At 41.0% G+C, this 20998-nt stretch carries 20 protein-coding genes; 14 read left to right on the forward strand and 6 right to left on the reverse strand.

Translation table 11 applies throughout. From position 1 onward, the window contains the following. Nucleotides 1-142 precede the first annotated feature (142 nt). Both IEY40_RS17280 and IEY40_RS17285 read left to right on the forward strand, forming a co-directional pair. Nucleotides 143-1936 carry an ABCB family ABC transporter ATP-binding protein/permease gene (locus tag IEY40_RS17280; protein WP_188958387.1) on the forward strand — a complete coding sequence of 598 codons (1794 nt, stop codon included), beginning with the start codon at nucleotides 143-145 and terminating at the stop codon, nucleotides 1934-1936. A 512-nt stretch (nucleotides 1937-2448) separates the two neighbouring features. Further along, entirely contained in the window at nucleotides 2449-2667 is a 219-nt protein-coding gene (locus IEY40_RS17285; RefSeq protein ID WP_188958389.1) for a hypothetical protein, read from the forward strand. Between the two features lie 219 nt (nucleotides 2668-2886). On the opposite strand, the gene IEY40_RS17290 is transcribed toward IEY40_RS17285, so the two are convergent. Next, nucleotides 2887-3081, reverse strand: a complete 195-nt coding sequence (locus IEY40_RS17290) for a hypothetical protein (protein ID WP_188958391.1) — start codon at nucleotides 3079-3081, stop codon at nucleotides 2887-2889. A gap of 156 nt (nucleotides 3082-3237) precedes the next feature. Further along, on the reverse strand, nucleotides 3238-4725 hold the full coding sequence (locus IEY40_RS17295; RefSeq protein ID WP_188958393.1) for an FMN-binding glutamate synthase family protein: 1488 nt from the start codon (nucleotides 4723-4725) through the stop codon (nucleotides 3238-3240). A 195-nt stretch (nucleotides 4726-4920) separates the two neighbouring features. On the opposite strand from IEY40_RS17295, the gene IEY40_RS17300 reads away from it, so the two are divergent. The 6 genes from IEY40_RS17300 (at nucleotide 4921) to IEY40_RS17325 (ending at nucleotide 11492) form a co-directional block, all read left to right on the forward strand. Continuing rightward, nucleotides 4921-5514, forward strand: a complete 594-nt coding sequence (locus IEY40_RS17300; RefSeq protein ID WP_188958395.1) for a DUF5610 domain-containing protein — start codon at nucleotides 4921-4923, stop codon at nucleotides 5512-5514. A 133-nt stretch (nucleotides 5515-5647) separates the two neighbouring features. Continuing rightward, nucleotides 5648-6397: a ferredoxin--NADP reductase gene (locus tag IEY40_RS17305; RefSeq protein ID WP_188958397.1), complete on the forward strand. Its 750-nt coding sequence runs from the start codon at nucleotides 5648-5650 to the stop codon at nucleotides 6395-6397. Nucleotides 6398-6585: 188 nt separating this feature from the next. Next, nucleotides 6586-7593 carry a Fe(3+) ABC transporter substrate-binding protein gene (locus IEY40_RS17310; protein ID WP_188958399.1) on the forward strand — a complete coding sequence of 336 codons (1008 nt, stop codon included), beginning with the start codon at nucleotides 6586-6588 and terminating at the stop codon, nucleotides 7591-7593. Nucleotides 7594-7677: 84 nt separating this feature from the next. After that, nucleotides 7678-9309, forward strand: coding sequence for an ABC transporter permease (locus IEY40_RS17315; RefSeq protein WP_188958471.1), 1632 nt, complete (start codon nucleotides 7678-7680; stop codon nucleotides 9307-9309). A gap of 1 nt (nucleotide 9310) precedes the next feature. Further along, nucleotides 9311-10345, forward strand: a complete 1035-nt coding sequence (locus tag IEY40_RS17320) for an ABC transporter ATP-binding protein (protein ID WP_188958401.1) — start codon at nucleotides 9311-9313, stop codon at nucleotides 10343-10345. Between the two features lie 208 nt (nucleotides 10346-10553). Further along, entirely contained in the window at nucleotides 10554-11492 is a 939-nt protein-coding gene (locus IEY40_RS17325) for a Dyp-type peroxidase (protein WP_188958403.1), read from the forward strand. Nucleotides 11493-11625: 133 nt separating this feature from the next. On the opposite strand, the gene argR is transcribed toward IEY40_RS17325, so the two are convergent. Both argR and IEY40_RS17335 read right to left on the reverse strand, forming a co-directional pair. Continuing rightward, nucleotides 11626-12096, reverse strand: a complete 471-nt coding sequence (gene argR, locus IEY40_RS17330; protein WP_160053518.1) for a transcriptional regulator ArgR — start codon at nucleotides 12094-12096, stop codon at nucleotides 11626-11628. Between the two features lie 170 nt (nucleotides 12097-12266). Further along, nucleotides 12267-12707 (reverse strand): META domain-containing protein, encoded by a 441-nt coding sequence (locus IEY40_RS17335; protein WP_188958405.1) that lies wholly within the window; start codon nucleotides 12705-12707, stop codon nucleotides 12267-12269. 122 nt (nucleotides 12708-12829) lie between these two features. Here IEY40_RS17335 and IEY40_RS17340 point away from each other — a divergent pair, with 122 nt between their 5' ends. From IEY40_RS17340 to IEY40_RS17350, 3 genes are all read left to right on the forward strand, one after another. Then, on the forward strand, nucleotides 12830-13048 hold the full coding sequence (locus tag IEY40_RS17340; RefSeq protein WP_188958407.1) for a hypothetical protein: 219 nt from the start codon (nucleotides 12830-12832) through the stop codon (nucleotides 13046-13048). 3 nt (nucleotides 13049-13051) lie between these two features. After that, entirely contained in the window at nucleotides 13052-13600 is a 549-nt protein-coding gene (locus tag IEY40_RS17345) for a GNAT family N-acetyltransferase (protein WP_188958409.1), read from the forward strand. Between the two features lie 69 nt (nucleotides 13601-13669). Beyond that, entirely contained in the window at nucleotides 13670-14026 is a 357-nt protein-coding gene (locus tag IEY40_RS17350; RefSeq protein WP_188958411.1) for a hypothetical protein, read from the forward strand. Nucleotides 14027-14063: 37 nt separating this feature from the next. Here IEY40_RS17350 and IEY40_RS17355 read toward each other — a convergent pair whose 3' ends face one another. Together IEY40_RS17355 and metK are read right to left on the reverse strand one after the other, a co-directional pair. After that, nucleotides 14064-14627 (reverse strand): GNAT family N-acetyltransferase, encoded by a 564-nt coding sequence (locus tag IEY40_RS17355; protein ID WP_188958413.1) that lies wholly within the window; start codon nucleotides 14625-14627, stop codon nucleotides 14064-14066. A 73-nt stretch (nucleotides 14628-14700) separates the two neighbouring features. Beyond that, complete coding sequence (metK, locus tag IEY40_RS17360; protein ID WP_188958415.1) at nucleotides 14701-15852, reverse strand: methionine adenosyltransferase; 1152 nt, start codon at nucleotides 15850-15852, stop codon at nucleotides 14701-14703. Nucleotides 15853-16446: 594 nt separating this feature from the next. Between metK and tkt the strand changes: the two genes are divergently transcribed. From tkt to IEY40_RS17375, 3 genes are all read left to right on the forward strand, one after another. Continuing rightward, entirely contained in the window at nucleotides 16447-18441 is a 1995-nt protein-coding gene (gene tkt, locus IEY40_RS17365; protein WP_188958417.1) for a transketolase, read from the forward strand. 185 nt (nucleotides 18442-18626) lie between these two features. After that, complete coding sequence (epd, locus tag IEY40_RS17370) at nucleotides 18627-19649, forward strand: erythrose-4-phosphate dehydrogenase (RefSeq protein WP_188958419.1); 1023 nt, start codon at nucleotides 18627-18629, stop codon at nucleotides 19647-19649. Between the two features lie 128 nt (nucleotides 19650-19777). Continuing rightward, on the forward strand, nucleotides 19778-20953 hold the full coding sequence (locus IEY40_RS17375; RefSeq protein ID WP_188958421.1) for a phosphoglycerate kinase: 1176 nt from the start codon (nucleotides 19778-19780) through the stop codon (nucleotides 20951-20953). Nucleotides 20954-20998 lie beyond the last annotated feature (45 nt).

The raw sequence follows: 20998 nt of genomic DNA on the forward strand, positions 1-20998 counted from the left end.
AAATAAAGTTAAAGCCTACGTCTTCGAGTTTAATCCAGTAGAATGTGACGCAAGTCTGATAAGAAATTGCTTTATAATAAGACAATACTGATAAACCACATGATCACATTGCCACGTTGAGCGGCGTAACATTGGAGTAACGATGAGACCTTCTGCATATTTTGAAGGCCCAGTAGGGAAACTAAACTGGCAGGTTTTACGATTATTATGGCCTTATCTCATTGAGTTTAAAGGTCGAGTACTATTGGCTATGTTGTGCCTTATTATTGCCAAAATTGCCAGTGTAGGCTTGCCTTTTATTCTAAAAGATCTTGTCGACACCTTAGATAAATCAAGTTCGTCGCAGATCTTAGCTGTGCCATTTGGTTTGGTTATCGCCTATGGCGCAATTCGTTTTTTGAACGTGATTATTGGTGAGGTACGCGATACCTTATTTGGCCGAGTGACAGAGCGAGCCATTCGTCGTTTAGGATTGGCTGTATTTGAACATTTGCATCGATTAGACCTTGATTTTCATCTTGATCGTCGCACTGGTGGTTTATCTCGAGATATTGAGCGTGGCACTAGTGGTGTGAGCTTTTTAATGCGCTTTATGGTGTTTAATATTGTGCCTACGCTGCTTGAAATTACTTTAGTCATCGGAATTTTCTTTTTTAATTACGGTATTAATTTTGCGCTTATCACCTTGGTTTCTGTGATTATTTATATTGGTTATTCGATAAGAGCAACAGAATGGCGCACAGGGTATGTCCGTGATGCAGCAAAAGCGGATTCACTCGCTAATACCCGTGCGATAGACAGTCTGTTGAATTATGAAACGGTAAAATACTTTAATAATGAGCATTACGAATCACAACGTTATGATGATGCCCTAGCCCAATGGGAAGTCGCTAAGCGTAAAAACCGTTTATCATTATTAGCGCTTAATGGTGGCCAGGCGTTGATTATTGCTATCGCTATGACCGCAATGATGGCATTAGCTGCACACCAAGTTGCAATAGATGTGATGACCATTGGTGATTTTGTATTGATTAATGCCTTTATGATGCAGTTGTTTATTCCGCTCAACTTTTTAGGTTTTGTATATCGTGAAATTCGTGGCGCATTAGCCAATATTGAACGTATGTTTGACATTATGGCCAACGTACCGCAAGTAGAAGATCAAGATACCGCTTCACCTTTAAGTCCAAGTATTGGTGCGATAAAATTCAATAATGTGAGTTTTCAATATGATCAAAGGTCTATTTTAAAGCAGGTGAGTTTTGATGTACCCGCAGGTAAAAAAATTGCGGTAGTCGGCGATAGTGGGGCGGGTAAGTCGACCATTATTAAGCTTTTGTTCCGTTTCTATGATGTAAAAAGTGGTGCAATTACCATTGATGGTGTTGATATCCGAGATTTGACTCAGCTTGCTTTACGTAAATCTATTGCTATAGTGCCGCAAGATACTGTGTTATTTAACGATTCAATCTATGAGAATATTCGTTATGGTCGTCCAGACGCGACAGAAGAGGACATTAAGCAAGCAACTCAACTAGCACATTTAAGCGACTTTATTGAATCACTCCCAGATAAAGGCAACACCAAAGTTGGTGAACGTGGCCTAAAGCTGTCGGGAGGTGAAAAGCAGCGAGTCGCTATTGCTCGTGCAGTCCTAAAAGGTGCACCAATTTTAGTCTTTGATGAGGCGACATCATCGTTAGATTCCCGCTCGGAGCAAGCAATATTAAATGCATTACGTGATGCGGCCAAAGGCCATACGAGTTTAGTAGTGGCACATCGATTGTCGACAATTATCGATGCAGATCAAATCGTGGTACTCAGTAAAGGATGTATCGTTGAGCATGGAACTCATAGCAGTTTATTAGCTCAACAAGGTTTGTATTCACGTTTATGGCATATTCAACATGAGCAAAATAATTTGCAGGCAGATTAATGATCAACTGCTAACTGTTCTTCGTATTAATGCAGGCGCTTTGTTTAGCTATTGAACATTGATGAGTATTGTTACATTTATAATGAATGATTCTTTTGACGACAAAGATTAACGCAGTTACTCTTATACCCGATTAACTTGAAGATGCCCGATTTCAGTAAGAATTTACACGTATTGAGGTAAGGCATTGATTGCAAGTAATGGCTTCATCTTTCCAAAATCAGCTAAATTAACAATAACCACAACATAAAGCCGTGCAAATTTGCCCTTTGGGAGTTTCACTGTGCTCTTATTACGTTGTTGCGCTAATTTTAAAGGTACCGACATTACAGCATTGGCGCAGCTAGTATTGAAAATACGGTGAAGCTTTAAGGCAAGCATTTTTAGGTTGATTGGCCATATTCGTAATATCAGTGATACAACATATTCGTTATTTATTGTTTTGTATTGATACATTCTACGGAACAATTAATTTTTAATTTAAGGTGCAAAATAATGTGTGGAGGTGACTTGTGCATAATATTGCGTTGATAGCTGCGCTTGAAGGCACCCGACATCAAGTAACTACGGATTGGTTTGCAATCATGGCTATGCTGAAAACACGCAATATGTCAGACGATGCTATAGAGATTGTTTACAATGATTTATGCGCAGGGTTACGCGTGACTACTCGCGGGCTAACATTAGCCAAGGCTGTTGAAAAGCAGCAGAACGAGAATATTGTAAAGTAGATATACACTTCACACAGACAAAATGTTACGCCGATTTTAATCACTAATATGAGTGACTCATATCTTACTTCACCTAAAATAATTCAGCAGAACGTTTACTCATTTTTAGGTATAAATATCAACAGAAAGAACATAATGGATTTAAGAAGTGAGTTAATAAGTGTTATATTCTTATTAACTGAGGGGTAAGCCTAAAGTAGGTGTTACTGATATTAAAGGCTATTTTTTACGCCAACCGATACAAACCATTTTGATCAATGATTTTGGTGACGTGTCTGGAACTAAACGCTTAATCTTACCGTGTTCAAAGCACACCAATTCACCTTCGATCTCAATCATGCGATCGCAGTTTTTACAGCTAGCACTCAAGCTTTTTTCATTAACAGGTATATTTTCCGCTGCTACTTTCAACATATGATCCTTGGCTTACAAGTGTTCCTAAATCACATCATCCGCAGTTAATGTGATCAATATCAAATTATATTCTACACCTTATTAGTATTTTCAGCAAAGCCATGCTGTATAAAAAAAGATATATCAGTACTACCTAATTAGTCTAAGCGAGCGGCTCTATTGCATGTGCCTGTAATGTTTATCGAGGGTTACAGCGACGCCGGTTGTTTGCACAATACGGGCATGATGGCGAGTTAGATGTCTAGGGTCTGTGACACCACATGAATGGGCAATCATCGTTAAATCATAATGCAGAAAATGATTATAATTAGCCACTCGCGCGGATTTGTCTTTAGGGTCTAATCCTTGCTGTAAGCGTGTATTGTGGGTGGTGATGCCAGTAGGGCAGGTGTCTTTATTGCACTGTAATGATTGAATACAACCTAAAGCAAACATATTGCCTCTAGCTGAGGCAATAAAATCAGCTCCTGTCGCTAATGCCCATGCAACATACGATGGCATGACTAATTTACCAGTGGCAATAATTTTGATCCGCTGTTTTAAACCGCGTTCATTAAGCAAATCGACCAATAAAGGTAAGCTTTGTTTTAGCGGTAAGCCGACATTATCCATCAAGGCCTGAGGTGCTGCACCAGTGCCGCCGTCAGAACTGTCGAGGGTAAAAAAGTCAGGAGCTGACTCGATACCACGTCGTTCAATTTCATCACATAAATCGTTAACCCAAGTGATATCACCTAATACGGCTTTAATCCCAGTTGGTTTGCCGGTGATGTCGCGTACTTGATTAATCATGTCAATAATATCGGCCACACAGGTCAATTCGATATGACCATTTGGACTAATAGAATCTTGCCCAATAGGTATTCCTCTTATAGCTGCAATTTCTTCGGTGACTTTAACTGCAGGTAAAATTCCGCCTTTACCTGGTTTGGCTCCTTGGCTTAATTTAATTTCGAACATTTTAACTTCAGGATGGGCTGCTACTTCGGCTAGCTTTTTAGGGTCTAAATGACCTTGATCGTTACGCACACCATATTTGGCTGTACCGATTTGAAAGACCAAATCACAATGACCTTTTAAATGGTGCGGGCTCAATCCACCTTCACCGGTGTTTAGCCAACAACCCGCTTGAGCAGCCCCATGCGATAATGCTGTGACCGCCGGGCGAGACAGGGCGCCGAAGCTCATAGCAGAGATATGACAAATTTTGTCAGTGCTGTATGGATGCAGGCAGTCTGGCCCTACTGTAACCGCGACGGTGTGATGTTGGTCGTGATCACTGATAGGAAAGGCGGAGTTCATAAACATCACAGTGCCAGGCTTATCCAAAGCTTGGGTTGAACCAAACGCGATCGTACGATCAACATTTTTGGCTGCGCGATACACCCAGCTACGTTCAGCACGATTAAAAGGCAGTTCTTCACGGTCTTGAGAGAAAAAATATTGTCTAAAAAATTCGCCTTGTTTTTCAAATAAATATCGAAAACGCCCGACGACAGGGTAGTTATGTCTAATTGCCTGTTTTGTTTGCAGTTTGTCGGCGATATACATGTAAACAACGGCAATCAATAATAGCCAAAATAGCACCAGAAATAGACCTGAAAAAATATCTATCCCCCACATAAACCAATGTTGTTGCGGCATGTTGCTATCCTCGTTTAACAAATATTCTAATTACCATATTAGCAGAGACGCCTTTGGGCAAGTTAAATTGGTGATACTAATCAATAGGCTAAGGTTACTTGATGAAAATGGCAGAAAAATATGGAGACTATGACTTCAGAAATAAAAGATTTGGTCGATAATTAAGCTATCGACCATTGTAAGTGAGTCAAGATTATGGATATTAAAACCACTAATAACGTAAATACGCAAACGACTACTCAGACGGCAACTAGCCAACAAGCAACACAAAACACCACATCAGAGTCTAAAATGACTAACAGTCAAATTAGTCGCCAAATGATGAATAACTCGATTTTAGCCGCACAGGAAGAAGTGAGTATTGCCGCTGGTGATAAGTCGATGGCACTACTTTATCGCGCGGCTATTGAAGCCATTAACGAAGAGCTTGCGCCGACCATGGGCGAGAATTCGGTACAAAAAAATGCTGAAGAAGGCATTGATTACTCGCCTGAAGCAACCGCTGATCGCATTGTGAGTTTTGCTACAAAGTTTTTTGCTACCCATCAACAACAAAATCAATCAATGGGTTTTGATGATCAAGTGAGTAGTTTTATGGTGAAAATTGGTGACGCTATCGATCAAGGCTTTAAAGAAGCCAGTGATATTTTGTCCGGACTCAAAGTATTGCAAGGTGATATTGCCGAAGGTGTAGACCAAACCTATGAATTGATCCAGCAAAAGCTCGCTCAGTTTGCTCAAGACAGACTAGATGCAAATACGGCTAAAACTGAGACAAAAGAGGCGTAACCATAAGCAATGAGCATTACGATCTTATTACGAGGTTTAGTTTAATATCATAAACAAACTTAGACTGTTCATTGAGCAAATATCTATATAGATTGGTATTATTAATTATCGCCAATCTAAAAGGATAATAGCCATGTGGATTAACGGTACCGTACTTAAACGCATAGACTGGAATGACAAATTATTCTCTGTGCGAATCAAAGCAGATATTGAGCCCTTTATTGCAGGGCAATTCATTAAGTTAAGCCAAAAACGCGACGATAAGCGTATAGCTCGAGCTTATTCCCTCGTAAATCCGCCCGGCACAGACTATGTTGAAGTGCTTGCGGTGGCAGTAGAAGATGGTCAGTTATCGCCAGATCTACAAAATCTCAAACCTGGTGACACCATAGAGATAACTCCTAAAGCCACAGGGTTTATGACCTTAGATGAAATCCCTCAAGGCGCATTGCAAGGTAAACATTTATGGTTTTTGTCAACTGGTACTGCGGTAGGGCCATTTATTTCAATGTTGGCCACACAAGAACCTTGGCAACGATTTGAAAAAGTGGTGCTTGTTTATGGCGTAAGGCTGGGTGAGGATTTAGCTTATCTTGATACCATTAAGCAGCTTCAGCAAGAGCACCCGCAACAATTTGTGTTTATCCCTATTGTGACTCGTGAAGATTTTGCTGATGCATTATCTTGCAGGATCCCTGATGGAATAAATAGTGGGTTAATTGAACAAAAGGCAGGTCTAGGGATTAATGCAGAAGATTCGCAAGTAATGATTTGTGGTAATCCTGGGATGATTAGTGACGCGCAAACAGCATTAATCGAAAAAGGGTTGAGCAAAAACCTACGCCGCGCCCCAGGACAAATTACTGTTGAAAAGTATTGGTGATTGTTATTTTAGCCAATATTGCTCTTATTTGAGACGATGTTGTCTTACTCTCTGTTGAATAAAACTTCGAAATGATCAAACAACACTTGCTCAATATGTGACGTTTATTTATCATGTATGCAATTGATAATTATTATCACTTACATTTTGAAGGGCTTATTTAAGCTTGACCACAGGAGAGTGCCATAATGAAATTGCTCAATAACGTCGCATTGTTAGGATTAGCCGGTATGGCTTTTTCAGTCAGTGCTGCAGAACCATTGACCGTTTATTCTTATCGCCAAGCATTTTTAGTTGAACCTATTTTAGAGCAGTTTACTGAGCAAACTGGCGTTAAGGTTAATGTGGTCTTTGCTAAAGATGGTATTGCAGAACGTATTGCACGCGAAGGTCGACTATCTCCTGCAGATGTCGTATTAACATCTGACTTCTCTCGCTTAATGGAGCTAGTTGAGAAAGATCTTGTTAGCCCTGTCAATAGCGCTGTAATTAATGAAAATATTCCAGCTCAATATCGTTCGCCTAAAAATGATTGGGTTGCCTTAACCATGCGCGTACGTAATGTTTACTCTTCAAAAGAGCGCACGGGTAAGATTGATATTGATTATCAAGATTTAGCCTCTGCACAATATAAAGGTAAAATCTGTACTCGTAGCGGTAAGCATCCTTACAATGTCGCCTTAGTAGCTTCAATGATTGCCCATGATGGCGAAGCGAAAACTAAAACCTGGCTTGAAGGCGTAAAAGCAAACCTTGCGCGTAAACCACAAGGCAATGATCGTGACCAAGTACTAGCGGTAAAAGAAGGTTTGTGTGATGTTGCCATCGGTAACAGCTACTATTTTGGCAATATGCTAATGGATAAAAACCAAAAGAGTTGGGCTGAAGCTGTATATATTAATTTCCCTAATCAACAGAACCGTGGCGCGCATATCAACGTATCGGGTATGGCATTAGCTAAATATGCCCCTCATAAAGATAACGCGGTTAAGTTAATGGAATTTTTAACCTCAAATGTTGCCCAGGGTATGTATGCCGAAGTCAACATGGAGTATCCGGTTAAAGCTGATGTGCCACCGTCTAAACTTGTGGCTTCTTGGGGCGATTTTAAAGCTGACTCATTGCCTATCTATAAACTAGCTGAGCACCATCAAGCAGCGGTTAAGCTGCTTGATGAAGTCAAATTTGATCTGTAATTGATTACAGGACAGAAATCATATAAAAACAATGTCGGCACATTATTATAAGTAATAATGTGCCGTATTAATTCGGTAAACGTTATGATTTTAGGGTTAACCAGAGGCTGGTCGCTTACTGGTTATGCGATAACAGCAATATTACTGTTACCACTTTTAGCATTAATCGTACAGGCAACATTGCCAGACGAAGCGGTATTCTCTCACCTGTTTAATACAGTATTACCCACCTATATCTTTAATAGCCTGATATTAATGTTGCTCGTTGGCTTTGGCTCATTAATGATTGCCTTACCTGCTGCGTGGTTTATTGCCCGTTGTGAGTTTCCTGGACGACGTTATTTTCAGTGGTTGTTATTATTACCTTTAGCCATGCCTGCTTATATTGTCGCGTATGTTTATACCGACATGCTTGACTATGCCGGCCCAGTACAACGTGCATTGAGAGCTTGGTTTGAGTGGCAAACACCCCATGAGTATTACTTCCCTGCCATTCGCAGTATTGGTGGCGCAGCAATTGTATTGTCGCTGGTACTCTTCCCGTATATTTATTTATTAGCTCGCACTGCATTTATGGAGCAGTCGTCTAATTTGCTGCATGCTTCTAAAGTCATGGGATGTGCTCCTTGGCGAAGTTTTTGGCGATTAGCTTTGCCAATGGCAAGGCCTGCTTTAGCGGTAGGCGTTGCGTTAGTTGCTATGGAAACCGCTGCCGATTTTGCTACTGTCAGCTATTTTGCTGTACCAACATTAACCACAGCGGTGTACGACACATGGCTAGGTTATGGCAGTTTAACCGCTGCGGCCAAGTTATCGGCAATCATGTTATTAGTCGTATTTAGCATGGTGGGTGTAGAGCGCTTTGCTAGGCGTAAACAACAATTATTTCAAAAGCAAGCCAGATTAGATGAGTCTGACAGGTATCGCCTAACGTCAATTAAAGCTTGGGCTGCATGGAGTTATTGCTTTAGTTTATTAACCGTCTCATTTTTATTACCATTTGCAGTGTTATGTGGCTATGCCATCGATTATTTTGCCGAAAGTTGGGATGTACGCTTTTGGCAATACAGCTTAAATAGTCTGTATATTGCCGCCATTGTGAGTGCGGTTTGCGTTGTATTAGCTGTACTATTAATGTTTTTAAGGCGAGTGAGCCCACGCCCGAGTGATCATCTAACCTCACGTTTGAGTAGTACAGGTTATGCATTACCCGGAACCGTTTTGGCGATTGGTGTATTGGTACCACTCACCTATATCGATTTTGCCATCAATGATGTTATGGAATGGTTTGGTGCACAAGGCCCTGGATTATTATTTACCGGCAGTGTATTTACCTTGGTATTTGCTTTTTGTGTACGCTTTGTTGCCATCGCTATTGGTAGCTTAGAAAATAGTTACAAGCGGATTTCACATTCATTAGACATGGCGAGTATTACACTAGGGCAATCGCCGATGCAATTACTGTCACGAGTACACTTGCCATTATTACGTAAAGGTATGTTTGCTGGAGCATTATTGGTGTTTATTGAAAGCATGAAAGAACTACCTGCGGCATTATTATTACGGCCAATTGGCTTCGAAAATCTGGCGACGTATGTATTTCAATTTGTCTCAGATGAAAAGCTAGAGCATGGCGCATTAGCGGCCATTGTGATTGTTATTGTTGGGTTAATCCCGTTGATTTTTTTAAATCGTTCTTTGGAGCAGTCACACTAATATGTCGACCTTATCTATCAGTAATGTGACAAGTGACTATCAAGGTCAAGTTATATTACAACAGTTAAATTTAACCCTACAACAGGGCGAAATAGTTGCATTGTTAGGCCCAAGCGGTTGCGGTAAAACTACGTTATTGAAAGCCATCGCGGGTTTGCAAGGTATTAGCCAGGGATGTATAAAAATTAACGGTCAAGTTCTCAGTGGTGAAGGTGTTTTTATTGCCAGCGAGCAGCGCGGTGTTGGAATGATTTTTCAAGATTATGCGCTATTTCCACATTTGACAGTTGGCGACAATATCTTATTTGGTGTCAAAGGGCTTGCTCAGCATGAGCGCAAAACACGACTTATCGAAATGCTCGAATTGGTTAAGTTAGCCGGTTTATCTGAACGGTATCCTCATGAACTTTCGGGCGGACAACAACAACGAGTTTCGATAGCTCGCGCTCTGGCTTACCAACCCGAGATCATGTTGCTTGATGAGCCTTTTTCAAATATTGATGCACAAGTTAGACATGAAATGATGCTAGAAATTCGCGCTATATTAAAACAGCGTAATGTCAGTGCGGTGTTTGTTACACACAGTAAAGATGAAGCATTTGTGTTTGCCGATAAATTAGCTTTATTTGAGCAAGGGCATATCGTGCAGCATGGTGCAGCAGAAACCTTGTATGCCAACCCCAATAGCCGCTATGTTGCAGACTTTTTGGGCACCACAAATTATTTACCCGTTACGGTATTAAGCGACTACCAGGTAAAGAGCCCATTAGGTGTGTTAACAAGCTCTACCGCATTAAGCCATGCTGTAGAGGTGCAAGGGCAATTATTATTGAGGCCGCAACAAATGATGTTGCAAGCAGACCCGCAGGGCTTAGCCGAAGTAGTAGACCGACGATTTTTAGGCACAGTTTGTCATTATCAAGTTAAATTAAATGATATTTATTTAGACGTGAGTAGCCCTATTATGAGTTTTGCAGCGGGCCAGCGCGTCAACCTTACCGTTGCTGAGCATCCTCTGGTGGTTTTTATTGATTAAAGTATTACTCATTTTAGCCATAGTTTACTTGTAGTGGGCATAATTGAGCACGAATGCTAGTTAATCATCTAAATGTGAGTACACTTCAAGTAATTTATGGTGATTTAGGCTAAAGTGATTTGGCTTAATGGTAACAAATCTAATATCATCAATTTGTTAAGTAATAAGCATTTAGGCCGACAAACAGTATTAAGGTGGATGAGTTTATATGGGTAACCAAGTTATGCCTCGTGAACAGTTAGGAATTTGCGCAGAAGGTAATTTACACAGTGTGTACTTGATGTTTAACGCTATTGAGGGTGTTGAAGAACAATTACGCCCATCAATTGCTAATGTGGCGCAATACATATATGAACTCACGGACCAATATGCCGACAGTGCTTTTAATGGCTTTGTGGGGATTGGTGCTAACTTCTGGGATACTTTTTATCCTCAAGCACGCCCAGTATTATTAAAACCGTTTCCAGCAATGAACGAAGGTAACCGCGACGCGCCAGCAATGGAGTATGATATTTTTGTACATATCCGCTGTGACCGTTACGATATTTTGCATTTAGTTGCCAATGAAGTTAACCAAATGTTTGAAGACCTAGTTGAGCTCGTTGATGAAGAACGTGGCTTCCGCTTTATGGACAGCCGTGATTTAACTGGCTTTGTCGATGGTACGGAAAACCCTAAAGGACGTCATCGTCAGCAAGTCGCATTAGTGGGCAATGAAGATCCTGAGTTTACTTCAGGCAGCTATGTGCATGTACAAAAATACAAACATAACCTCAGCAAGTGGCATCGATTACCGCTTAAAAAGCAAGAAGATATTTATGGCCGTACTAAGGTCGATGATATTGAATATGAATCTGAAGATAAGCCGTTAACAAGCCATACTAAGCGGGTTAATTTAAAAGATGACCAAGGGAACTCGTTAGAAATTTTGCGCCAGAGTATGCCTTTTGGTTCGGTAAAAGAGCAGGGGTTAGTGTTCATATCTGTGTGCCGCACACCAGAACATTTCGAAAAAATGTTACGCAGTATGGTGCACGGTGATGTTCATGGTAATCATGATCATTTGATGCTGTTTACCAAAGCCTTAACAGGTTCTTCTTTCTTTGTTCCATCTTTGGATTTTTTAACTCAGTTTGACGATGCGTAGTTGGCTCTCTGCCGCTTTGTCTTTGTGTTCAGCTTTAGGTAATAAAAAAGCAATGCAGAAGCATTGCTTTTTATATCTAACCGTTGCTAAAGCAAACTTAACGCTGGAATTAAAATTCAGTTTAAGTGGTTTATTATTCGCTATAGTTAAACAAAGATTTGACTGTTTCTAACGTATCATCAATTGTTTTGATACTAGCAGGGCAGATGAAAATTGTATCATCACCTGCGATAGTGCCTAAAATACCTTCTGGCTTACCTATAGAGTCGAGTAAGCGGGCAATTAATTGTGCTGCACCTGGGCTAGTTCTCACCACAATCATTGCTTGGTTGTGATCAACGTCTAGCACTAGATTTTTTAATGGGCTGCCAGCGGTTGGTACACCTAGCTCTGCTGGTAAACAGTACACCATTTCTTGTTTGGCATTGCGTGTACGTACCGCCCCAAACTTGCTAAGCATACGAGATACTTTTGATTGATTAATATTGCCGAATCCTTCGGCTTGAAGCGCAATAACAATCTCACTTTGGCTTCCAAAACGCTCTTCTTTCAGAATCGCTTTAAAAGTTTTAACGAGCTCATCCTGATTTCTTGTTGCTGGCATAATGATATTTCATCTTATAGTTGTTATTCAAAAAACTTGCACATTTTGAATAGATCCTCTTATTAAGTCAAGAAAGAATCATATTTTTTGAATAAAAATTCAAATTAAAAGTGGAACTTTATGCTGACACTTTACAGGTATTATGAACAATTATCACCGCGTTATGGCGATTATAATGTTTTAGGCTGATCGCTTGGATAATTTAAACGGCTGAGCACTAGTAGAGTCTCACCATTTTTAGCCAGTAAATTGAGCTTACCATTTGAAAAACCAGCATGCTGTACTAATGATATTGCTTGCATCAAGTCAGCTTCTTGCGCCATTAATGAATCGATACATGCTTTCATCGTTGCACCCGCAGTGGTGAGCTGTAACTGATTACCTTGTTGAATATATTGCCCAAAAAATTGATTACAACTGTTGTTACCCGTGAGTTGTCCATCTTGAGCAAACACGATATTGGCAGGGCTGTGGTTAATAGCTGGCGTATTGAGAACCGTTTCAACATGCCAAGTGCCAATCAGTTGATCGCTTGAGAGTTGTAATGGCTGGTTTTGACAAGCGCTAAGGCCAAAGAATAAAACGGCAGCAGTAAGAATAGGCTTTATCATATTGTTAATGTTCCTAAAATAACAAAAGCCATTATTCTACTATTTGTTCGGTGCAATTAGGGGGATAATAGGTGAATTATTGGTTTAATTAACATAATTTAACCTGATTGTGGGTACAACATATGATCAAACTACTCAAAATTTTACACTTTGTTGGCATCGCCATGTTATTGGTGGGTGTGTATTTATACCTGCAGACAGACCTAGGCCAGCAAGTAAGTGGCATGTTAGTGATTGCATTGCTGATTGGAATTGGCACGTTAATTATGTCGCCTTTACCTGTTGCACTTGTTATTGAGTGGGCACAAAAACAACCTTCTTCTTTAAATCCAAAGGAATAATCATTGTCATTCATCGTCCGTAAAGCAGTATTAACCGACGCCAAAGCCATCACGCACTTAGAACGTGCTCATGTTGATGACGAACTCACTACCCCAAATGGTATTTTACATGCTCATTCGTTAACCATTAGCGAAGTTAAACAATTAATTAATCTACATTGGTTGGTGGTTGCCGAGCAACAAGGCGACATTATCGGTTATGTTGTGGCCGCGAAATGGGCCTTTGTTTCTTCTCAACCATTGTATCGTAATATTATTCAGCGAATTAAATTTGCTGAATTTGAAGGGCGTCCTTTATCGACCACTAATACTTGTCAATACGGACCAATTTGGATTAATCAATCATATCGAGGTAACGGTATATTTGAGGCTATGGTTAGTGAGCTTAAACGGCTTATAAAAGACCGTTATCCATTTATGGTGACATATATTGCAGCCGATAATGCTCGTTCATTAGCTGCACACCAGAACAAAGCAGCAATGCATGTATTAGAAGGCTTTAGCTTTGAGCAGCGTGATTATCAATTGTTGGTCACTGAAACACAAAAGTAAACTGTTGTTCCATTTAATGGCCGTGTGTTAAGTGGCGGCTTCTTAAATCAATGTTGCAGAGGAGCACTGATGACAACTCGTTTTAACGCACTTTTTGACCCCTATTTGGCGCTGAAGCTGTCGGCTTTCGATAATATGAAGCTTGTTGTTGCAGTGTTGTCTGAGATTAATGACCCCTACCAATGTGTTGAAGCTAAGATGAAAATATCGTCTGTAAATGCCTCTATGGGTTCGGGGTATTTTGTACGTTGGCATGATGCATGGCTATTTTGTGGGTTAACTAACTCATATTCAGCTTCTATCGTGTTGTTTACTGAGATAGAACTAATCGATATGGCATCACTCACCGGTATCAATATCCCTGTAATGACGATGCAACAAGTTGGGTTTATGTGTGTTGAAAGTGCCCATTTCGATCACTGTTAATCAAGAGCTTATGCGGTTCACTTTATTCTCTATTGCTTCATGGTAGCTGCATAATAATAAGTGGCCGGCTTTCGCTGTGATAACGTTGGTACAATTGCAGTATATTTGCAGGTAATTGAGCGATTTTTGGAGGTTGTACCCATTGAAATTGTTGTTGCATATATAACGGCTGTAAGCTGATATCGGTAAACAGAAAACACTTTTTCGGTACCAATATGGGGGCAATAAACTGAATTAATTTTGTGGCTAGCCCTTTGCCTCTGTGTTGCGGTGCAACTAATAAACCGCTTATCAGCTGATATTGACCGACATGTTTAACTCTTATGGCTGCAATGATCTCGCCAGACTCTAAAGATGCCTCTGACTTCACGTTCGAATTAATTGAATTTTGTTTGAGCTCGTGTTGGTTATCTGTGTCGAATTCTTTGGCAACATCCTGATATATAACAGCAATAGACTCCTTGGTTGATACTCTGGCATAAGGCATATGTTGGCGATAAAATAACTTAACTGCTGACCATTGCTTTATTCGCTGCAACGATGCAACGCAATGTTCATATTGAGGTGGTAGGTTGGTATCTACCCAGTGGATATTTATCATAATATTTATTTTACTGACATTAACAAAAAACCGCCATACGGCGGTTTTTGTATTAGCTAGACTGCTCGGTTAATTATAAACCGGCGTCTGCACGTAATGCTTCAGCTTTATCTGTCGCTTCCCATGGGAATATATCGCGACCAAAGTGACCATAAGCTGCCGTTTGTTGGTAGATTGGGCGAGCCAAATCTAACATTGCAGTTAAGCCGTATGGACGTAGCTCAAAGTGCTGGCGTACTAACTTAATTAATACTTCTTCAGACACTTTACCAGTTCCGAATGTTTCGATACTGATTGACGTTGGCTCTGCAACACCAATTGCATAAGACACTTGTAGCTCACAGCGATCAGCAAGACCGGCTGCAACAATGTTTTTAGCAACATAACGTGCAGCATAAGCTGCGCTACGGTCTACTTTGGATGGGTCTTTACCAGAGAAAGCACCACCACCGTGACGAGCCATACCGCCGTAGGTGTCAACAATGATCTTACGACCTGTTAAACCACAATCACCAACTGGGCCACCAATCACAAAACGACCGGTAGGGTTAATAAAGTATTTAGTGTCTTTATTTAACCACTGTGCAGGTAATACCGGCTTAATGATGGTTTCCATTACGGCTTCAATCAAGTCAGCTTGGGTAACATCTTCACGGTGTTGAGTTGACAGTACGATTGCATCAATACCAATAATTTTGCCGTCATCGTATGCAAAGGTCACCTGACTTTTTGCGTCAGGGCGTAACCAAGGTAATGTGCCGTCTTTGCGAACTTCAGACTGACGCTTCACTAATTTGTGAGCGTAAGTAATTGGTGCTGGCATTAATACGTCGGTTTCATTGCTGGCATAACCAAACATTAAGCCCTGATCGCCTGCGCCTTGCTCTGCCGGATCTGCACGATCAACACCTTGGTTAATATCTGGAGACTGTTTGCCAATCGCATTTAAAACTGCACATGAATCAGCATCAAAACCCATATCAGAATGAGTGTAGCCAATTTCACGTACTGTTTTACGAGTAATCTCTTCAATATCGACCCAAGCAGAAGTCGTGACTTCACCACCAACTAATACCATGCCTGTTTTAACATATGTTTCGCACGCAACACGAGCTTTTGGATCTTGCTCAAGGATTGCGTCTAATACCGCATCAGAAATCTGATCGGCGATTTTATCTGGATGACCTTCTGAGACCGACTCAGAGGTAAACAAGTGCTTTGCCATAATAGGAAAATCTCGTTGGTTGCATTTGAATATACGTCTAGACGTCTATTTTAGTCGAAATCGAAATCGATAACACCCCCCAATACGAATTTAACTTCATAATTGTGCATTAGTTCAGAAATATTTTTGGCAGTCGATAAGCGTGTTTGTTGTGATGGTTAATTAATCTATTGACTCAAAACAATTTTTTTGTTTTTTAGCTTATATTTTGGTTGGCTATCTTAGTCATAATTGAACAGTATTTTTGCGTATTGCCTTTCTTTTACAGAGAAAAAAAGGCCGATAACTTGGTCAACGAGCGTTTTTCTGCCCTTAGGTGTCAATAATTCATTACTGGGGATTTTGAAGCGATGCCATGATGTTTTTATTTGTAACCATCGTCGATAATTATTCTTGTGACGGTGAAATATGGCGTTATATCGGTTCAATCAAAGAGTTGTTTTTGCCTTAAGCATGCTAAAAATGCATCTTATAAGAGTAAATAGGTTCTTATTAAAAACAATCGGAAAAATTTTAATTTGCGTCCCATCGCCTAGTAGGGGAAAATGCCTATCCACAATTGCCGTTAGATCTCACAAACAAGCAGGAGAGAGCATGTCTTCTCGTAAAGTACTCGCTAATGCCATTCGCGCCCTAAGTATGGATGCGGTTCAAAAAGCTAATTCTGGTCACCCAGGAGCCCCAATGGGGATGGCTGATATCGCTGAAGTGCTATGGAACGATTTTCTAAAGCATAACCCGACTAACCCAAATTGGGCTGATCGCGATCGTTTCATTTTATCAAACGGTCATGGCTCAATGCTTATTTACTCTTTACTGCATTTATCTGGTTATGAATTACCCATTGAAGAGCTAAAGCAATTCCGTCAGTTACATTCTAAAACGCCTGGTCACCCAGAGTATGGTTATACTCCTGGTGTTGAAACAACTACCGGTCCTTTAGGTGCTGGTATCAGTAATGCTGTCGGTATGGCGATTGCTGAAAAAACGTTAGCTGCGCAATTTAACCGTCCTGGTCACGATATTGTTGATCACTTCACTTACTGTTTCTTAGGTGACGGTTGTTTAATGGAAGGTATTTCTCACGAAGCCTGTTCATTAGCCGGCACTTTAGGCCTAGGTAAGTTAGTGGCATTTTGGGATGACAACGGTATTTCTATCGATGGTCATGTTGAAGGTTGGTTTACTGACGACACACCTAAGCGTTTCGAATCATATGGCTGGCATGTTATTGCTGGTGTTGATGGTCATAACCCAGATGCTATCCGTGCTGCAATTGAAGAAGCTAAATCTGTAACAGATAAGCCAACTATGATTTGTTGTAAAACTATTATTGGTTTTGGTTCGCCTAACAAGTCTGGCAGTCATGACTGTCACGGGGCACCACTTGGTGATGCTGAGATTGCAGCTGCACGTGAATTCTTAAATTGGCCACATGCGCCGTTTGATATTCCGTCTGACGTTTACGCTGGTTGGGATGCTAAGCAAAAAGGTGTGGCTAACGAATCATTATGGAATGATAAGTTTGCTGCTTACCAAGCTGCGTTCCCAGAGCTTGCTGCAGAATATGATCGCCGTGTATTAAAAGGCGATTTACCTGCAGATTTCGAAGCTAAAGCACAAGCCTTTATCCAGGAAAGCCAAGATAAAGCCGAAGGTATTGCGAGTCGTAAAGCGTCACAAAATGCAATTGGTTTCTTTGGTGCTATGTTGCCAGAGTTATTAGGCGGTAGCGCAGATTTGGCGGGTTCAAACTTAACGCTTTGGTCTGGTTCAAAAGGCATTCAAGACGACGCAGCCGGTAACTACATCTATTACGGTGTACGTGAGTTCGGTATGAGTGGCATTATGAACGGCGCATCATTACATGGTGGTTTTATTAACTACGGTGCAACTTTCATGATGTTTATGGAATATGCGCGTAATGCTGTGCGTATGTCTGCTCTTATGGGCATTCAAAACATTTTCGTTTATACCCACGACTCTATTGGTCAAGGCGAAGATGGTCCAACTCACCAACCTGTTGAACAATTAGCTAACTTACGTTTAACGCCAAATATGGCTGTGTGGCGTCCATGTGATGCTGCTGAAACCGCAGTATCTTGGAAAGCGGCAATTGAACGTCGTAATGCACCAACATCATTAATTTTTAGCCGCCAGGGTCTTAAAGCCCAAGCTCGTACAGCTGAGCAATTAGCAAATGTAGCTAAAGGTGGTTATGTACTTTCTGATTGCCAAGGCAGCGCGGATGTGATTTTGATTGCAACCGGCAGTGAAGTGCAATTAGCCATGGATTCTGCTGTAGAGTTAACCAAGCTAGGTCAAAAAGTGCGTGTGGTTTCTATGCCATCAACAACCGAGTTTGACAAGCAAGATGCAGCATATAAAGAATCTGTCCTACCAAAAGCAGTTACTAAGCGCGTGGCAATTGAAGCCGCACATGCAGATTTTTGGTACAAGTACATTGGTTTTGACGGCGGCGTAGTGGGCATGACCACCTTTGGTGAATCGGCTCCAGGCGGTGACTTACTTAAGCATTTCGGCTTCACTGTTGATAATGTCGTAAAAACTGTCCAGTCTTTAGGATAATAGCGTGCCATTAAACACTTATCTATTAAGTGTTTAATCTGTATAATGACGACCTGCAATGCAATTGTAGGTCGTTTTTTTATGTCTGCAATTTCACGTAATTTGATAAAATAAATCAATCGCTTAGTGGCGAGTTACTTATGCGTAACCCCTTTTTTGCGTTGGTTAATTACTCTGGACCCTAAATGATTCGAGTTGCAATTAATGGTTATGGCCGGATTGGCCGCTCAATTCTTCGTGCATTGTACGAGTCTGGAAAACGTCAGCAAATTCAAATAGTGGCCATTAATGAGCTAGCCAAACCTGAGGCTATTTGTCATCTTACTCAATATGACACCACTCATGGTCGTTTCCAGTATGCCGTTAAACTCGACGGCGATAAGTTACTGATTGGCGATGACAGCATTCAATTACTCAATCAAGCTGATGCCAGCTTATTGCCCTGGGCAGAGCTTGATATCGATATAGTATATGAAGCCACAGGCAGTTTAATTGAACGTCAAGCGTGCGAAGCGCATATTCATGCTGGTGCTAAACAAGTACTGATTAGTCACCCATCGTCAGCAGATGTTGATGGCACCATCGTATATGGTGTTAATCATGATTTATTGCGCCCTGAGCACACCATTATTTCTAATGCGTCATGTACAACCAATTGTATTGTGCCGGTTATCGATGTATTAGACAGGCATTTTGAAGTAAAAAGTGGCGCCATTACTACCATCCACTCTGCAATGAACGATCAACAAGTCATTGACGCATATCATGATGACTTACGTCGTACACGCGCCGCTGGGCAATCTATTATTCCTGTTGATACCAAATTAGCGCGTGGTATTGAGCGTATTTTGCCGCACATGAAAGATAAGTTTGAAGCCATCTCTGTGCGAGTACCGACCATTAATGTGACCGCGATTGACTTATCGGTCACGCTTGAGAAAAAAGTGAATATTGAACAAATCAATAATGTTTTGCAACGTGCGTCAAACGGCAGTTTTAACGGCATTTTAGGCTATACTGACGAGCCGTTGGTGTCGTGCGACTTTAACCACGATCCGCGTTCAAGCATTGTCGATGGCACTCAAACACGTGTTAGCGCAGGGCATTTGGTTAAATTGCTTTTATGGTGTGATAACGAGTGGGGCTTCGCGAACCGCATGCTAGATACTAGCTTAGCGATGATCCAGGCCAAGCACTCAGATCAATAAAGTCAAATATTTTGGTAATGGGCGCTAAGCCGGTTACTTGAGAGATGAGCATTAGGCTTAATGTAGAGCCTAGCCGCCATCTAACTCAATACAAGTTTTGTTTTTAACTTAAAAAGGAAATGCTAATTATGGCAATTATTAATATGACAGATTTAGATCTGCAAAATAAGCGTGTGCTTATTCGTGAAGATTTAAACGTACCTGTCAGTGATGGCGTTGTAACCAGTGATGCGCGTTTACGTGCATCGTTGCCAACCATTCAACTCGCACTAAAAAAAGGCGCTGCCGTGATGGTGATGTCGCATTTAGGCCGCCCAACTGAAGGCGAATTTAATGCTGAATATTCACTGCAGCCAGTAGTCGACTATTTAGCAAAAGCATTAGATTGCCCTGTACGTTTAGTCAGTGACTATCTCGATGGCGTAGATGTAAATGTTGGCGAAGTTGTAGTTTTTGAAAACGTGCGTTTTAATGTAGGCGAAGGTAAAAACGATGAAGCCCTCTCTAAAAAAATGGCGGCTTTATGTGATGTCTATGTAATGGATGCATTTGGTACGGCTCACCGTGCTCAAGCATCTACACACGGTGTAGGTGTTTACGCTCCTATTGCTTGTGCTGGCCCACTATTATCACAAGAACTAGATGCATTAGGCAAAGCGCTTGATAATCCTGCCCGCCCAATGGTTGCCATTGTTGGTGGTTCTAAAGTATCGACTAAATTAACCGTGCTTGAAAGCTTATCTACTAAGGTTGACCAACTGGTTGTGGGTGGTGGTATTGCCAATACCTTTATAGCTGCAGCAGGTTATAAAGTAGGTAAATCATTATTCGAGGCAGACTTAGTTGAAGAAGCTAAACGTCTTGTGGCTAACGCGCGAAGCCGTGGTGGTGATATTCCGGTGCCTACAGATGTGATTGTGGCCAGTGAGTTTAGCCCAACTGCCGCGGCAACACTTAAATCAGTAGCAGATGTCACTGATGGAGATATGATTTTTGATATCGGTCCTGATAGTGCAGAAGCACTGGCAAAAATAATTGAACAAGCCGGTACGATAGTCTGGAATGGCCCTGTGGGCGTATTCGAGTTTGATCAATTTGGTGAAGGCACTAAACGCATTGCGCAAGCAATTGCAGAGTCAAAAGCATTTTCTATTGCAGGCGGTGGCGACACGCTGGCAGCGGTAGATAAATATAATATTGCTGACAAAGTGTCTTACATCTCTACAGGTGGTGGAGCTTTTCTTGAGTTTTTAGAAGGCAAAGAATTACCTGCAGTAGCAATGCTTGAAAAACGTGGCGCTTAGTCCACGTCTTAAGTTATTGTAAGTAAACTATAATTATTATAAAAA

The organism is Shewanella ulleungensis, assembly GCF_014648315.1.
GTDB lineage: Bacteria > Pseudomonadota > Gammaproteobacteria > Enterobacterales > Shewanellaceae > Shewanella > Shewanella ulleungensis.

Coding starts and splice junctions, on each gene's coding strand:
- IEY40_RS17280 (WP_188958387.1), top strand. CDS start 143: ATGAGACCTTCTGCATATTTTGAAGGCCCAGTAGGGAAACTAAACTGG.
- IEY40_RS17290 (WP_188958391.1), bottom strand. CDS start 3,081: ATGTTGAAAGTAGCAGCGGAAAATATACCTGTTAATGAAAAAAGCTTG.
- IEY40_RS17295 (WP_188958393.1), bottom strand. CDS start 4,725: ATGCCGCAACAACATTGGTTTATGTGGGGGATAGATATTTTTTCAGGT.
- IEY40_RS17300 (WP_188958395.1), top strand. CDS start 4,921: ATGGATATTAAAACCACTAATAACGTAAATACGCAAACGACTACTCAG.
- IEY40_RS17305 (WP_188958397.1), top strand. CDS start 5,648: ATGTGGATTAACGGTACCGTACTTAAACGCATAGACTGGAATGACAAA.
- IEY40_RS17310 (WP_188958399.1), top strand. CDS start 6,586: ATGAAATTGCTCAATAACGTCGCATTGTTAGGATTAGCCGGTATGGCT.
- IEY40_RS17315 (WP_188958471.1), top strand. CDS start 7,678: ATGATTTTAGGGTTAACCAGAGGCTGGTCGCTTACTGGTTATGCGATA.
- IEY40_RS17320 (WP_188958401.1), top strand. CDS start 9,311: ATGTCGACCTTATCTATCAGTAATGTGACAAGTGACTATCAAGGTCAA.
- IEY40_RS17325 (WP_188958403.1), top strand. CDS start 10,554: ATGGGTAACCAAGTTATGCCTCGTGAACAGTTAGGAATTTGCGCAGAA.
- argR (WP_160053518.1), bottom strand. CDS start 12,096: ATGCCAGCAACAAGAAATCAGGATGAGCTCGTTAAAACTTTTAAAGCG.
- IEY40_RS17335 (WP_188958405.1), bottom strand. CDS start 12,707: ATGATAAAGCCTATTCTTACTGCTGCCGTTTTATTCTTTGGCCTTAGC.
- IEY40_RS17340 (WP_188958407.1), top strand. CDS start 12,830: ATGATCAAACTACTCAAAATTTTACACTTTGTTGGCATCGCCATGTTA.
- IEY40_RS17350 (WP_188958411.1), top strand. CDS start 13,670: ATGACAACTCGTTTTAACGCACTTTTTGACCCCTATTTGGCGCTGAAG.
- IEY40_RS17355 (WP_188958413.1), bottom strand. CDS start 14,627: ATGATAAATATCCACTGGGTAGATACCAACCTACCACCTCAATATGAA.
- metK (WP_188958415.1), bottom strand. CDS start 15,852: ATGGCAAAGCACTTGTTTACCTCTGAGTCGGTCTCAGAAGGTCATCCA.
- tkt (WP_188958417.1), top strand. CDS start 16,447: ATGTCTTCTCGTAAAGTACTCGCTAATGCCATTCGCGCCCTAAGTATG.
- epd (WP_188958419.1), top strand. CDS start 18,627: ATGATTCGAGTTGCAATTAATGGTTATGGCCGGATTGGCCGCTCAATT.
- IEY40_RS17375 (WP_188958421.1), top strand. CDS start 19,778: ATGGCAATTATTAATATGACAGATTTAGATCTGCAAAATAAGCGTGTG.